The sequence below is a fragment of the Elizabethkingia occulta genome (assembly GCF_002023715.1).
Classification (GTDB): Bacteria; Bacteroidota; Bacteroidia; order Flavobacteriales; family Weeksellaceae; genus Elizabethkingia; species Elizabethkingia occulta.
Genome location: NZ_MAHX01000015.1, coordinates 62,430 through 77,625, shown reverse-complemented (window position 1 = coordinate 77,625; position 15,196 = coordinate 62,430). Strand labels below are relative to the sequence as shown.

Sequence of the window (15,196 nt, the reverse complement as noted above, 5' to 3'; positions counted from 1 at the left end):
TTATCCGGAAACTGAATTTATTCTAAACGGTATAGTGTGCAATCATCTTGTTCACCTTACCTTCTTCATTAAAAAACATCACTTCAACAGCTTTTTTTTCCATTACTGATTTATAGTAAAGCGCAACAGAATTAACTCCTTCTGTTACATCATAAAGCTCGAAATGTAAATCTGGCATTTTATCTAACGCTCTTTTCCAATAATCAGCAACAGCATCTTTACCCTTCAGACTTCCATCACCTTCTCCCAATGCCATCTTAATCATAGGTGTAGTAATCTCTATATCTTCTGAATAATGACTTAGAATGATATCCAGATCATGGGAATTCCAGGCTTCAATCCAGATTTCGGCAAATTGTTGAGCTTTAGACATCACTTGAAATTTATAGTTTATCCAAGAATATTCCGGATAAATCTTAGTTTATGAGTATGTTTATTCAGTTCTTTATTAAAGATACCTGATGAATCCAGCGTATCAATACGCACTTTACCGTGTGCATGAATAATCTGATTATTTTCTAACATAAAACCAACGTGAATGATACGCCCTTCAGAGTTTTCAAAGAAAGCAAGATCCCCTGGCTGCGCTTCTTCTATAAAGCTTAAGGGTTCTCCTACTTCTCCCTGCTGATAAGCATCACGGGGATATTTTATATCATGTACTTTTAACACTAGCTGTGTAAATCCGGAACAATCGACTCCAAAAAAGCTCTTACCTCCCCACAGGTATGGAACATTCAGAAATTCTTTAGCTGTTTCCACAATACTCTGACGTACTGTTGCACCACGTTGTGCATGTACAGTTTCAAAAGAAACTTCAGACCCCATAGACAACAACATTTTTCCGCTCTCCATCACACGGGACTGAAAAGGCTCTGTAACAAGATGGGTTTTTCTTTTTGCCAAAAAATCATCTGTCACTAAAGTAATCTGCTTGGTGTCAATCCAGCCTTCATAGCCATCGTAATGCATTTTGATTCTGGTCCAGTTATTTATTACTTCCAGTATATCCGCACTCTCTCCATACAGCATCTCTGTAACAATCTCCGCTTTATCTGTTTTATCAGCTCGCACCGGAGCTACAGATACGTTACAAACTCCTTTATCCATTATTTTTTTCTAATTAAATGTACACCGTCCCGCAAAGGTAGAATTACATTTTCGAAATCCGGGTCTTCTGTTACAATTTTATTAACCAATTTAATCTGTTGGGTAGATTTATCTTTAGGATTTTCTTCTATCACCTTTCCATACCATAATACATTATCTATAAGCACTACCCCTCCTTTTCGGAGTTTTGGTTTTATAAGTTCTATATAAGCTGCATAATTTTCTTTGTCAGCATCGATAAATACTAAATCAAAAGTTACATCTAATTTTTTAATTTCTTCTTTAGCATCTCCCAAAATAAATTCAATCTGAGCACTATATTCACTTTCATCAAAATATTTTTGAGGCAGGTAGGCCAGATCTTCATTTTTATCCAGCGTGTAAATCCTTCCGTCTTCAGCCAGCCCTTCAGCCATACTCAATGTTGCATATCCGGTAAATGTTCCGATTTCCAAAACATTCTTAGGATTCAGAATATGTGATAAGATACTTAAAAAACGTCCCTGAAGATAGCCGGAAATCATATGCGGCTGTGTCGTTTTCTGAAAAGTTTCTTTTCTCAGTCGTTTCAGGATATCAGGTTCTGCAGAAGCATTATCTTCCAGATACCTTTCTATTTCCGGGAATTTTTCTTCAAATAAAGCCATTTTTCTTTTTATATACAGGTTAATAATAGCTTTTAACCACAATACAATTAAGACAAATGGGTAAAAACTATTTAACAAATTTCAGATTATTTTTGCAACTAGCAAAATCCTACCTTTGTTGTTTAAACCTGTATATGCCCCAGCTAACATCTACATATCTGAAAGAACACTTACAAAGTCTTCATAACACTACAGAAACTCAGTCGTTTCTGCTTGCTCTAAGTGGTGGTGCGGACAGCATGGTCCTGGCTGATTTGTTTTTGAAAGCAGAAATTTCTTTTGAAGCAGCTCATGTCAATTATCATTTGCGTGGAGAGGACTCTAATCTGGATCAGCAGGTCGTTGAAGATTTTTGCAGACAGCACAATATTATTCTTCATACATATGATGTATCTGAAAAGGACAACAAACCTGAAAATTCAATAGAACTATGGGCCAGGGAAATACGTTATGACTTTTTCTTCCGCCTTCTAAAAGAACAAAAGCTGGATTTTATTGTAATGGGACACCATCTGAATGATCAACTGGAAACTTTCATTATCAATCTTTCTAAAGCTGCTGGTATTACAGGTCTAAGTGGGATTCCGGAAAACAACAACAAAATACTCCGTCCCCTACTTCATATAACGAAAGCAGATATCTATAAATTTGCGAAGGAAAACAGTGTTAATTTCCGGGAGGATCACACAAACCTGAGCAGAGACTACCTTCGGAACCAAATCCGGCATGACATTTCCCCTGAAATGGAGAAAACAAATCCTCATTTTTGGGAGAATTTTGATAAGAGTATCTCTTTTCTCAATCAGGCAAAAAGCTTTATTGAAGAGCAACTTCAAAAAATACTTGCTGATATCATTATTTCTGAAACAAATGATGAACTCGTTCTGGATAAAGAAAAATTAGCTTCTCAGACGGATTTTGTTCGTTACGAAATTTTGAAAAAATATGGATTTACAAATTCCATTGAACAACAAAAGATTTTCGAGTCTGGCTCAGGAAGTCAGTTTAAAGGAAATACGTTCAATCTCTTTATTCACAGAGATCAACTTATTATAACCCATAAGAATATTTCTGAGGGAGAACCAATACAGGAAATAATTCTGACCCCAGGTAAAGCAATTGACTTTCCTGAAAAAATGTTACTTTCTGAAGATAAACTAAATCAGAAACCTTATTGGGAAATCGATCTTCAAAAGGTAGTTTTACCATTAAAATTACGCAGAGCAAAAAGCGGGGATTTTTTTTACCCTAAAGGAATGAAAGGCAAAAAGTTAGTCTCAAAATTCTTTAAAGACGAAAAAATCTCTATTTTAGCAAGGCAAAAAGTCTGGCTACTTTCAGATTCGGAGGAAAATGTCGTTGGAATCATCAATTATCGACAAGACGGAAGATTTCTGCCAGAAAACAATAACCCAAAAATATATTTGTATTTATGAAAAAATGGCTTTGGCTATTTTTACTATTTGTATACACTGGCTTTAGTGCCCAGATTAAAGATGTAGTAAAATGGACCTACCAACTAAACAAGGTTAGTGATAATGAGTATGAAGCAGTATTAACTGCTAAAATGGAGAGTGGATGGCATATTTATTCCAAAGATTTACCTCCGGACAGTGGTATCCCGACCGAAATGAAAGTGACCTCCAAAGACATACAAACTATTGGAGGCTTCCGTGAAGGTGGCAAAAAAATTGAAGAGTTTAGCGAGGCTTTCGGAGCCCAGATTGTATACTATTCCAATTCTGCTAAATTTATTCAGAAGTTCAAATTAAAAGATCCTAAAAAGGCCGCTAAAGTAGTCGCAGAAATTACTTTCCAAACCTGTAATGACCGTGTTTGTCTTGCTCCGAATACTTTAGAATTCGAGAAAGAGGTTGCTGCAACCACAGAAGCTAAAGCTGATGAAAAGGAAGAGATTAAAGCACAGGATACAATGCCTGCATCTACAACAATTACCGAAACCGGCACAACTGCCGATGTGGAAGTAAAAATGCCTGCAAGTACAGACGGAATCAGAGTAAACAGTCTGGATTTCAGAAAACCTTTGGTAGATTGTGGAACAGAGCAGGTAAAAGAGGACTCCGGCAACGGATTGGTATTTGTCCTTGGTTTCCTTGGTGGACTTATCGCCCTTCTTACACCTTGTGTATTCCCAATGATTCCACTTACTGTTTCTTTCTTTACAAAAGGAGCAGCTAACAAAGCAAAGGGAAAAAGAAATGCTATTATTTACGGACTTTTCATTCTGCTTATTTTCGTGGCATTGAGTATTCCGTTTTATATTCTGGATGGTATCAGCGGAAATATTTTCAACGATATATCTACCAATATATGGCTAAACCTGTTCTTCTTTGCAATATTCTTATTCTTTGCACTGAGTTTCTTCGGATACTACGAGATCACACTGCCAAACTGGATTGCTAACAAATCTGCAAAAGCAGAGGAAGCCGGAGGTATAGTCGGTATATTCTTTATGGCTCTTACGCTGGTTATTGTTTCATTCTCGTGTACAGGTCCTATTTTGGGAAGTTTACTGGGGGGCGTCGCTTCCAGTGCTAAAAATATTCCGGTATTATTAACTTTCGCTTTAGGTGGATTTGGTCTGGCATGGGCTATTGTTTTCGGATTACTGGCTTTATTCCCACAAGCATTACAGTCATTACCAAAATCTGGTGGCTGGATGAATACTGTGAAAGTTGTATTAGGTTTTATAGAAGTTGCACTAGCATTAAAGTTCCTTTCCAAAGCAGACTTGGTTTCCAAAACATTCCTTTTGAAAAGAGAAGTATTTATAGGACTATGGATTATTATTACAATTGGATTAGTGCTATACTTATTCGGGAAAATAAGATTCCCGCATGATGATAAAAATCCTAAAATATCCATTACCAGAAAAATATTAGGTGTACTGGGAATAGGGTTTATTCTCTATTTAATTCCGGGCTTATTACCTTCTGAAAAACCAAGACTGGCAACATTAAGCGGTATTTTACCTCCTATGAATGTGAGTCTTTACAAAAGTGAAGAAGATGGTATTCTGGGGCTAAAACCAGAGCATGATTACTTCAAAGCAATAGAATTGGCGAAGAAAGAAGGCAAACCTGTACTGATTGACTTCACCGGATATGGTTGTGAAAACTGCCGTAAAATGGAGGAATTTGTATGGAGTGAAGCAGACATTCTGCCAATTATTCAGAATGAAGTTATCCTGGCATCTGTCTATGTAGATGACAAAGAGGAGCTTCCTGCTGACCAGCAAACATCCATAGATATGGGGAATGGCCAGAAAAAGAAGATTAAAACAATTGGAGACAAATGGTCTATGTTCCAACAAGTAAACTTTAATAATAACTCTCAGCCGCATTATGTGCTGGTAACACCCGACCAGAAAGTTATAAACGCTCCTGTTTCAGGATATATGCCTAAAGAAGACTTTAAAAAATTCTTAGAGTGCGGAATCAGCTACTACAAGAAGAATAAATAATATAGCATTCTGATGCTAAAGGCGGCCGGAAAATTTCCGGCCGCTTTTTTTTCAAACCTCTCTCACTTTTCCCGCAAAACATATGTCAGCTTTTTGTTCCCAGACTAAAGTTGTATTTTCGTAAAAAAAGAATTTATAATGCTTCATTACGAAATATCCGGAGATAGTAATCAGACTTTAGTCTTACTTCATGGTGTTATGGAAAGTACCGAAGTATGGTATGACATGCTTCCTGAACTGGAGAAACACTTTAGGATAATACGAATAGACTTACCAGGCCACGGAAAGTCAGAACTTACTGCAGAAGTGCAGACCATGGAACTGATGGCTACAGAGGTGAAAACTACATTGAAAGACCTTGTTAATGGTAAAATACATTTATTAGGACATTCCATGGGTGGTTATGTTTCTCTGGCATACGCCGAAATGTATCCGGACGATTTACAATCAATCACACTTTTCTTCTCTACATACTTCCCAGATACTGAAGAAAAGAAAAATACCCGAAGAAAATCATTCCGCATTATTATGGAAGAATATAATAAGTATGTAGCAGCAGGTGTTCCAAACTTATTTAACCCATATGAAAAAGAACAACTTCGTGATAAGATTGACTATGCCAAGCAAGTTGCTCTGGCTACTCCACGCGAAGGTGCGCTTGCTTCGGTAAAAGGAATGATTGAGCGTACAGACAAAAGACATATTCTGGAAAAATCAGAGGCAAAAATCCTAATTCTTTCGGGACGCTTTGACAATGCTGTGAACAGCGGACAGGTTATGGAAAACCTTCCGGACAGAAGTAATATAAAAGCTTACACATTGGATTGCGGACACAATGGGCACTGGGAGAAGCCAGTGATTTGTACCGAAATTATCAAAACCGAATTATTATAAAATTACATAAATGAAAAAAATTATTGTTAGCGTTTGTCTCGGACTATTTGCTATGAGCTGGGGACAGACAAAACTTCCCCAGAAAAAAAGCAATCTGGTTCTTTATTCTTATCAAACTTTCAATTGTGATAATAAAGGCTACTATGATCCGGCCAAGTATAAAAAAGAAGAGATTGATGGTGTGCACAAGCTCCTGTATAAATACGGTGGAGTTCATTTCGATAGTCACACTGTTTTCAAACTTTCGGATCTGGAAGACATCCGTAAAAATAAAGTAAAGTATCTGGAGCAACTGGAGCAACAGTATCAGGAAAAGAAAAAAGAGTTATATAGTCTAAAGATAATAGATGCTCCTATATGGAAAAAGCTGCGCGAAGAAACAATTAAGGCTTTCGAGGGTGAATACCTTCTGAACAAAACCCTTCTTCTGGCATACTCGGATCCTTCTATTCTGAAAAAGAGCCAGTTTTATGAAACCTGTAAAAGCTATGTTGATGCGGTAACCTCTCCTGACAAGCAGAAGATGTATGATGCATGGAAAATTCATATTGAAGCACAAAGCAAACTCAATTATGACCCCAAAAGAGTAATCGAAGAATTTAATAACAAATTAAAAACGCCACAGAAAGATGATTATGCCTTGATTGATCTTCTTGGAATAGGATTCCATAATTGTGCTAACAGTAGTTTCAGGCCTGCTATACAGGAAGACGGAAAAATATTTACAAGTTTTGATAAAATATTCACCAAACTAAAAGCTGATTGCGACGAACCTTAAATAATAAAAATAGACCGGAAAATTCCGGTCTATTTTCTGAACTAATAATATGAATTATAAAAAATTTTAAAAAGAATATCTCACTCCTATCTGAATCTGATATGGATTCCCCGATAATGGAGGAAGACCTTTTGTATTCAATTCGTATATGAATTGTTTAGTATTAGGATCAAAGTTCTTAATCTTATATAAACTTGTATTTCCGTAAGATTTGTTTACTCCCCACTCTTTGTTGAGTAAATTTGCAACATTGAAAATATCCACAGAGAATTCAAGATTTCCTACTTTTTCAAATTTTAGTTTCTTCGCTATTCTAAGATCCCAGACTCCATAGAAACTATTTATCCCGCCATTTCTCTCAGCTATTTTACCGTTGTACTCGCTGATATAATTTTTAAGAGCTTTCCCAACTTCCGGATCACTTAATAACGAAGCTGTAAGATTAGGGAATACATAAGCAAGATCATTACTGTTTACAAAGTCTCCATTGATGTTTCCTCCTGCAGTCATCGAGAATCGGGTCCCTCCGATTCCGGCATATCTAACCCCAATAACAAATCCTTCAAAAGTTGGAGAATTACCATATACAACTATTTTATGTCTGAACTGATTATCTGAATAACCCATCCTAAGATCTCTTGGATCACTGCTCACCATTGTAGAAAGAGTTGCAGAGTTTGCTACATTACCATTATAAGAAGTATTGTCTTTAATATCTGCCCATGTATAACTTGCTGTAATTTCCCCATCTTTGAAATATTTGAAGCTGGTATCAAAAACTACGGAATACTGATTTACTTTACCATCACTCACAAGCTCCAAGACTCTTCCGAATTTTTTATTAATAACCCCATCCAACCAATTAGAGTTCCCGTTCGAGGTGTTAATACTATTAACAGGCACAAAAACACCTCTGTTATCCTCATTCGCTAATGTAAAGAATGGCTTATCTACCATATTTCTATCATAGTAGAAATAGTTATTTCTTCCGAATGCAGCATAAGCAGCAAGTCCTACACGGAATCTTTCGGTAAAGAAGTGGCTATAGGAAATATTGGCTTTGTAAATAATAGGAATTTTAGCATCCTTCCCTGTATAATTAATTGTTGGCAACTGATATTGCGCTAATGAAGGAACTGTTGAATAATCCTTTCTATAGTTTATAAAATCTGGTGTAAAACCCGAGATAGTTCTTGGGTCAACATCTACTGTTGCAGAATGTCTTCCATCGAAGTACAGATTATTAATCAACATATAATTGTTGATATCGGACGAGAATACACCACCACCAAGCTTGATGAAATCTTTATGATTTTCATTGATATCCCAGTCAAACTGAACTCTTGGCTGAATAACGAAAGATTTAATTTTGTTATCTGTTCTGATCCCCATTTCATCATACAATTTCTGATTAAGTTCTGTTTTAGGATAACCACCGTAGTCAAATCTTAACCCTGCTGTGAAATTTAGCCCTGTCGCAATCTTTGCCATCATTTGGCCATAGAACCCTAAATTCCAAATACTGGACTTCACAGAAGGATCATCTAACAACGGTACCTCCCTGTAGAATCTATAAGGAGTCATATTCTTGAAATTATCTATTCCATCGAAATGAAACCTACCATTTACTTCACTTCCGTAAACAGATTTAGCACGTGTATACATCAGGTCTACACCAAAAGTATACTTCACTTTATCCGTATTATAATAAAGGTTGTTGACCAACTGGTATACATTATTTTTAAAAGATTCTTGTCCGAACCTATGCCCTCCCATCTGAATATTTGTATTAAGTTTAGTTCCTTCAATTGTAGAGGCTACACGCTCTACAATAGCACGCGGAACAGGATGTCCTAATTCGTCATTCTGGTAACTATTCTGGAAAGTATATAAATGCTGGAACTTTAGCTCATTAGTTATTGAAGGGCTAAAATTAGATCTTAATGTTAACAATAAACTATTATCCCAGTTTTTGTCATTACCATAAGATTCGTAAAAGTTAATATTGGTATTATCTGCAAGCCCATTCTTATTAAAATCATACGTAAAGTTATTCCTTAACGTCAATAAATGTTTTGGACTAATCTGCCAGTCTAAACGAAGAAAACCGGCATCAGAATTTCTTGTTCTGTCAAACGTTCCAAACTGAGGTGTATTCCCAACACCATAACTTTTTCGTCCAATTCCCAACACTTCATTTAGCTTCTCATTTGTCACATTGAAACGAAGTGCATCTTCTCTGGTCTGTACATCAGCAATAATAAGAGGTTTACTATCTAATTGATGATCCCATGCCATGAAGAAATGTAATTTATTCTTAATGATCGGACCTCCTAAAGAGAAACCAAACTGATAAGTTGAGTAATCATTTTTCACTCTGTTCCCTCTGATGTCATAACCACTGGTAAGCCATCCTGCTCTTTGATATTCAAATACACTTCCCGTAAATGTATTGGTACCTGATTTTGTGACTGCACTTACAGTTCCGCCCCCACTCCTTCCTAAAGTAACATCGTATTGGTTTGTGGTAATTTTAAATTCGCGGACAGCTTCAATAGAGATAGAATATGGCGCACCACTTCTGCTGGTTGTTGCTCCTGCGGAAGTTGGATTCTTGGCGGTCATCCCGTCAATTGTAAAGTTTGTTGAAGAACCTAACTGCCCTGAAAGGTTTCCGTTTTTCCCACTTAGTGGAGAAAGCTCTGTAAGATTAGCAAAGTTTCGTCCGTTAACAGGTAGTACACTTATATTTTTTGCAGTAATTGCAGTGGCTGAACCAAGATTACCTACTTTGTTTTTTAGGTTCCCGGTAATAACAACTTCTTTGATATTTTTTTCATCAGAATCTGCAAGATTAATATTTACAGTAAGCTGATCACCGAAATTAACGTTGTAACCTTCTTTTCTTTCATGCCCGTTTACAAAAACCCTGTAAGGACCACCTAAAGGAATTTCTTTAAATATATATTCCCCGTTGGAGTTAGTTACTGTTTCTGTAGAAAAGCCGGTAGACTCATTAAGAATCTTGACAGTTGCTTTTGTCTGCGGTGCATTACTCTGACTCGTTACCCGCCCCAGGATTGAAGCTTGTGTTGTTTGTGCATATACACTCATGCTTCCAAAGCTTAGCAGCATAAATGCAAGAGCTACGTTAATACGTTTCATAGATACTTTTATATAATCCGGACAAAAGTACCCCACGTATTTTGCGGGAATGATAAGCTAATTTTAAGGAATCATTAACTTATCACACCTACTCTTTAACGTATGTTTAACAAGATTTAGAAATCTTCTTTTTCGATAATATTTTTAAAACGTTCCAAAGTATCTTCTATAGACAATTCAGAGCGTCCTCCAGCTGCATTAATATGCCCTCCGCCGCCGAAATAGCTTCTGGAAAACAAGTTTACATCCAAATCGTCTTTGGAGCGGAAAGATATTTTAATAAAATCATCCTGAATATCTTCCATAAAAAAGGCAGACATTTTTACACCTAATACGCTTAGACCATAATTTACAAAGCCTTCTGTCGCTCCTTTTTCAAAACCAAAACGCTCCATTTCTTCACGCTTTAGCCATAGGATTGCGACCTCCCCATCTTTTACAACTTCTATTCTCCCCAAAACTAAAGAAAGCAAATGCAAACGACTTACTGTATTCGTATCCCAGGTATCTGAAGTAATCTGCGCAGGATCTGCTCCTTTCTCTATAAGATTAGCAACAATTCTATGAGTTGTTGCACTTGTGGAACGGAAGCGAAACCCCCCGGTATCTGTCATTATACCTGTATAAAGACATCTTGCACTATCTTCAGAAATATACTGATCTAGTCCTAAAGCTTCTAAAAAATGATAAACCATCTGACAAGTTGCCGGAATTGAAGTATCCGAATAAACATAATCGAATTTCTCAGGCATCTGATGGTGATCAATAAGGATTTTCACAGCAGATGATCTGGCAATCCATTCACCAATAAATCCGATCCTGGAAAGTGTATTGAAGTCTAAACAAAAAATTACATCGGCATTATGAAATATCTCTGCAACTTTTTTTCTTTTAAACTCTGAGACCATAACCTGCTTGGCTTCTGGCATCCATTTTAAAAACTTCGGAAAGTCGTTCGGAACTACTACTGTAGCGTCAATTCCAAGATTTTTCAATGCATGTTTCAGTCCAAGACTAGAACCAATAGCATCTCCATCCGGATTATAATGAGTAACAATAACAATCTCTTTATCAGGTTGAAGTAGTTTTTTTATTTCGGAAAGTTCCTGGTTTGAAAACATAGATGGTCTTTAAAATATAATCCTGCAAAGATATTAACAGCATTCCCTAATAAAAAATAAAAATATTTTTGCAGGTTAATAAAAAATACATAAATTTGCAGTCTGAAAATATACAATAGAAATATTACTAACTATAAATATACTTAGGTAATGAAAAGAACATTCCAGCCATCAGAAAGAAAGAAAAGAAACAAGCACGGTTTCAGAGAAAGAATGTCAACGCCAAATGGTAGAAGAGTTTTGGCTGCAAGAAGAGCTAAAGGCAGAAAGAGATTAACTGTTAGCGCGTCTAGAGCTAAGAGATAATTTCTGTATTATTATAGATTTTAAAATGCTTGAGGTATTCTTTACTTCAGGCATTTTTATTTGTTTATACTCTGATTTGTACAAAAACTCATTTATTCTAAAAAAGTTTTTTGTATTTTTAGCCTTTAAAATCAGTACCAGTTGCTGATTTCAATTGTTAAAAGTAAAGATATGCCACATAAACACGAGCATGGTGACGATGTCATCATTCTTCAGAATGCCAAAATAATTCAGAAAAACTTCACAGTACTTTCGGATGTTAACCTTAACATTAAGAAAGGAAGATTCTGCTACCTTATTGGAAAAACAGGTTCCGGTAAAAGCTCACTTTTAAAGGTTCTTTACGGAGATCTTCCATTAAGACAAGGTATTGGAGAAGTTGTAGGTTTCGACTTATCTAAATTAAGAACATCCGACATTCCTCCTTTAAGAAGAAAGTTGGGTATTGTATTCCAGGATTTTCAGTTACTTACCGACAGAACTATTGAGAAGAATCTGATTTTTGTACTTCAGGCAACCGGCTGGAAAGATAAAAGATTAATCACTGACCGTATAGACGAAGTACTAAACAGTGTAGGTATGAAGACTAAAAAGCACAAAATGCCACATGAGTTGTCAGGAGGAGAGCAACAGCGTATTGCAATCGCCAGAGCTTTGCTTAACCACCCGGAGCTAATCCTTGCAGATGAGCCTACCGGAAATCTTGACCCGGAAACATCTAATGAGATTATGCTTTTATTAACCAATATCTCAAAAGAGCGTAATTGTGCCGTACTAATGGCTACACACGATTATCACATGATTCAGAACTACCCAGCCGAAGCAATCCGTTGTGAAGATGGCAAAGTAACGGTAATGAATACTGCAGAACTTTTCGAATAAGATAAATGATATAAATAATGTAAAAATCCCGTTTAGTAATATTAAGCGGGATTTTTTAAAACATCGGATGAAAGTCTTTCGTCAACTCTTTATACTCATCCGAATAAATTCTTTTTTCTTTTTCCAGAACAAGTTTTTCCAAAACTAATTCTGATAATTTTCTGGAAAACTCCAGAATATTTCTTTTTAACTTCCCACCTTTTATTCCATAAATATCAATTTTACGAATAAGATGTAAATCATTCTCTTTAGCAATACTTATAAAACTTTCAGCATCATCACCCGGAATAATAACAGATAAAATCCCGGCATCTGAAATGAGCACGGCACTTTTACAAATGAGCTGTTGAAAGGACAGTAATACCTGATGCCTTGCGATAAGATCTTTAGAAGATTCCGATTCAAAATAAGGCGGATTACTTACAATAAGATCATATTTATCAGCAGACACAAAATCATTATAATTGATTTCAACAACATTTAATCTGTCAGCAAAAGGAGAATTATTAAAATTTCGCCCTGCAATTTCTACCGCTTTAGTATTGATGTCTAAAGCATCGAATCTCACTGAAGGAAATCGCTGCGCCAGCATAAGAGAAATGAGTCCGGTTCCACAGCCAACCTCTAAAGCACGGACAGCTCCTTCACCATTACACAAAGCTCCAAGTACAACCCCATCGGTACCCACACGAAAAACTTCTTTATCCTGAAGAATTTCAAACTGTTTAAAAACAAAAGACTTCATTAAATTCCGACTGGTAAGCTAATAGTAAACTGCGTACCTTTTCCTAGTTCAGATTTCACAGATATAGTTCCCCTGTATTCATCAATCATCTTACGAACCATTGTAAGACCTAGCCCCATCCCACTACTTTTAGTGGTAAAATTAGGTTCAAAAATCTGTTCCAGTTTTTCTTTTTCGATTCCGCTTCCGTTATCTTCTACCTTAATGGTTACTTTTTTATTAAATTGTTCAAGATCGATATTGATAATAGGTCTTCTTCCGTAAACCCCTGCCTGTTGTGCATTGGTAATAAGGTTTGTCATAATACGGCTGATATAGATTTTATCAAACTTCAGCATGATATTATCCTTATTTGAATGTATAAAAATATCGTTCTTGTCGAATATATCTACAATCTTCTTGATCTCCTCGTTAAGATTAAGAATAGTATCTTCTTTTTCGGGCAGCTTAGCAAATTCAGAAAACGCACTTGCAACTTCTGCAATAAGGTCAATCTGCTCAACAACCACCTTGCTCATCTTATGTACCTTATTTTCTATTTCAGGATCCTGAGGATCAAATTTTCTTTCGAAATTCTGAATAGTCAATTTCATAGGAGTCAAAGGATTCTTCACTTCATGAGCAACCTGCTTGGCCATTTCCCGCCATGCCTTTTCTCTTTCAACCTGTGCCTTTAGCTGTGTCTGCTCCCGAAGCTGATAAATCATTCTGTTATATGCTCTAACCAAAACACTTAACTCATCCCGACTGGAATACTTTATAGGCTTAAGGTCTCTTCCTTCATCGCTTATCTTAGATGAAATAGAAGTGATAGTTTTGGTAATATTTTTGGAAATTCTCCAGCTGATAAATATACTTAACAGCACAGCAAATACATTAACTAAAACAATAAACTGAAGGTGCTTATTGAATATATCTACATATTGATTGTTAAAATAATATGATGGAAAATAAGCAATTGCCAAAGGCTCTGACTCCAGACTCGGATCATCTCTAAGAATTCTGTATGAAGATGTAATTGTAGCATTACTTTTATCGTCATAAAACCTGAAATCCAGTGCTCCACCTTCGCTACGTAATATTTTACTAAGCACTTCGGTGGGTATTTTTTTCTGTTTTATCAGCGAAGCATCTCTATTAGAAACCAAAAAGTTTCCTTTACTGTCGTATAATATAATATCCAATAATCCATTGATATCCGAAATCTCCATCAGTTTATAACGAAGCTCAGCAGCAATATTCTCTTTCGTAACATGCGAATGGACAATTGCATAATCCAATGCCGTAGTAAGCGCCAGAGATTTGTTCTGTAGGGAAGTTTCATTCTGTACCTGCGCTACTCTTCTAATCACCAGATAAGAAATAAGAGTTGTCCCTGCAACACATAACAGAGACACTAATATTAACCCCGAAAAAATTTTAAGTTGAAGACTTATTCCTCTCTGACCTAGAGCCATATATTATTTATTCATAAGCTTAGCAACATACTTGCCAATAATATCAAATTCTAAATTCACCTTATCACCAATATTTAACTGGTGCATATTAGTATGTTCCCATGTATATGGTATCAACGCTACAGAAAACTGACCTTTCTGACTATTTACAACTGTTAGACTAATACCATTTACAGTAATAGAGCCTTTGTTAACTGTTGTAAAATCCTTTTCATCATATTTAAAGGTAAGCAGATAGCTTCCGTCCTGATTTTCTATAGTATCCAGATAGCCAGTCTGATCAACATGTCCTTGTACAATATGTCCGTCTAAACGACTATTCATAATCATGCAACGCTCCAAATTTACCAGGTTCCCAACTTTCAGTTCGTCTAAAGCCGTTACATCCAACGTCTCTTTTATTGCTGTTACAACATACTCACTGTCTTTTATCGCTACTACAGTCAGGCAGCAACCGTTATGAGCAACGCTCTGATCTATTTTCAGTTCCCCTGTAAAAGGGCTATTTATTGTAAAGTGAACATTAGCGTCTTCATGAACGATATTTTCTACTTTTCCTATCGCTTCAATTATTCCCGTAAACATTGATTTAAAAATATTAAATTTG

General features: G+C 36.1%; 14 protein-coding genes. 6 read left to right on the top strand and 8 right to left on the bottom strand.

What is annotated here, in order from left to right; all coding sequences use genetic code 11:
* Positions 1-22 precede the first annotated feature (22 nt).
* Genes BAZ10_RS09795 through BAZ10_RS09785 form a run of 3 tightly spaced genes read right to left on the bottom strand, consistent with a single transcriptional unit; the run spans position 23 to position 1,757 of the window.
* Entirely contained in the window at positions 23-373 is a 351-nt protein-coding gene (locus tag BAZ10_RS09795) for a nuclear transport factor 2 family protein (RefSeq protein WP_078771911.1), read from the bottom strand.
* Between the two features lie 17 nt (positions 374-390).
* Positions 391-1,110, bottom strand: coding sequence for a C40 family peptidase (locus tag BAZ10_RS09790; protein WP_059325986.1), 720 nt, complete (start codon positions 1,108-1,110; stop codon positions 391-393).
* The gene (locus BAZ10_RS09785; RefSeq protein ID WP_078772042.1) at positions 1,110-1,757 is read right to left on the bottom strand and encodes an O-methyltransferase; all 648 of its coding nucleotides are present in this window, start codon (positions 1,755-1,757) and stop codon (positions 1,110-1,112) included. The genes BAZ10_RS09790 and BAZ10_RS09785 overlap by 1 nt, the downstream gene beginning before the upstream one ends.
* Before the next feature lie 134 nt (positions 1,758-1,891).
* On the opposite strand from BAZ10_RS09785, the gene tilS reads away from it, so the two are divergent.
* The 4 genes from tilS (at position 1,892) to BAZ10_RS09765 (ending at position 6,913) form a co-directional block, all read left to right on the top strand.
* On the top strand, positions 1,892-3,193 hold the full coding sequence (gene tilS, locus BAZ10_RS09780) for a tRNA lysidine(34) synthetase TilS (protein ID WP_078771910.1): 1,302 nt from the start codon (positions 1,892-1,894) through the stop codon (positions 3,191-3,193).
* A complete protein-coding gene (locus tag BAZ10_RS09775) occupies positions 3,190-5,241 on the top strand; it encodes a protein-disulfide reductase DsbD family protein (RefSeq protein ID WP_078771909.1) in 2,052 nt (683 codons plus the stop codon). Before tilS ends, BAZ10_RS09775 begins: the two co-directional genes overlap by 4 nt.
* A gap of 138 nt (positions 5,242-5,379) precedes the next feature.
* Positions 5,380-6,135 carry an alpha/beta fold hydrolase gene (locus BAZ10_RS09770; RefSeq protein ID WP_078771908.1) on the top strand — a complete coding sequence of 252 codons (756 nt, stop codon included), beginning with the start codon at positions 5,380-5,382 and terminating at the stop codon, positions 6,133-6,135.
* A gap of 10 nt (positions 6,136-6,145) precedes the next feature.
* Complete coding sequence (locus BAZ10_RS09765) at positions 6,146-6,913, top strand: hypothetical protein (protein ID WP_078771907.1); 768 nt, start codon at positions 6,146-6,148, stop codon at positions 6,911-6,913.
* A 66-nt stretch (positions 6,914-6,979) separates the two neighbouring features.
* Here the strand turns inward: BAZ10_RS09765 and BAZ10_RS09760 are convergent, their stop codons facing one another.
* Both BAZ10_RS09760 and BAZ10_RS09755 read right to left on the bottom strand, forming a co-directional pair.
* Positions 6,980-10,078, bottom strand: a complete 3,099-nt coding sequence (locus tag BAZ10_RS09760; protein WP_078771906.1) for a TonB-dependent receptor — start codon at positions 10,076-10,078, stop codon at positions 6,980-6,982.
* Between the two features lie 116 nt (positions 10,079-10,194).
* On the bottom strand, positions 10,195-11,199 hold the full coding sequence (locus tag BAZ10_RS09755; RefSeq protein ID WP_078771905.1) for a DHH family phosphoesterase: 1,005 nt from the start codon (positions 11,197-11,199) through the stop codon (positions 10,195-10,197).
* A 150-nt stretch (positions 11,200-11,349) separates the two neighbouring features.
* On the opposite strand from BAZ10_RS09755, the gene rpmH reads away from it, so the two are divergent.
* The gene (rpmH, locus tag BAZ10_RS09750; protein ID WP_009085498.1) at positions 11,350-11,505 is read left to right on the top strand and encodes a 50S ribosomal protein L34; all 156 of its coding nucleotides are present in this window, start codon (positions 11,350-11,352) and stop codon (positions 11,503-11,505) included.
* Positions 11,506-11,676: 171 nt separating this feature from the next.
* The gene (locus tag BAZ10_RS09745) at positions 11,677-12,387 is read left to right on the top strand and encodes a cell division ATP-binding protein FtsE (RefSeq protein WP_009094372.1); all 711 of its coding nucleotides are present in this window, start codon (positions 11,677-11,679) and stop codon (positions 12,385-12,387) included.
* A 55-nt stretch (positions 12,388-12,442) separates the two neighbouring features.
* Here BAZ10_RS09745 and BAZ10_RS09740 read toward each other — a convergent pair whose 3' ends face one another.
* Genes BAZ10_RS09740 through BAZ10_RS09730 form a run of 3 tightly spaced genes read right to left on the bottom strand, consistent with a single transcriptional unit; the run spans position 12,443 to position 15,174 of the window.
* Entirely contained in the window at positions 12,443-13,132 is a 690-nt protein-coding gene (locus BAZ10_RS09740; protein ID WP_078771904.1) for a tRNA1(Val) (adenine(37)-N6)-methyltransferase, read from the bottom strand.
* The gene (locus BAZ10_RS09735) at positions 13,132-14,589 is read right to left on the bottom strand and encodes a sensor histidine kinase (RefSeq protein ID WP_078771903.1); all 1,458 of its coding nucleotides are present in this window, start codon (positions 14,587-14,589) and stop codon (positions 13,132-13,134) included. Before BAZ10_RS09735 ends, BAZ10_RS09740 begins: the two co-directional genes overlap by 1 nt.
* Before the next feature lie 3 nt (positions 14,590-14,592).
* A complete protein-coding gene (locus BAZ10_RS09730; protein WP_034867999.1) occupies positions 14,593-15,174 on the bottom strand; it encodes a riboflavin synthase in 582 nt (193 codons plus the stop codon).
* Positions 15,175-15,196: the final 22 nt, after the last annotated feature.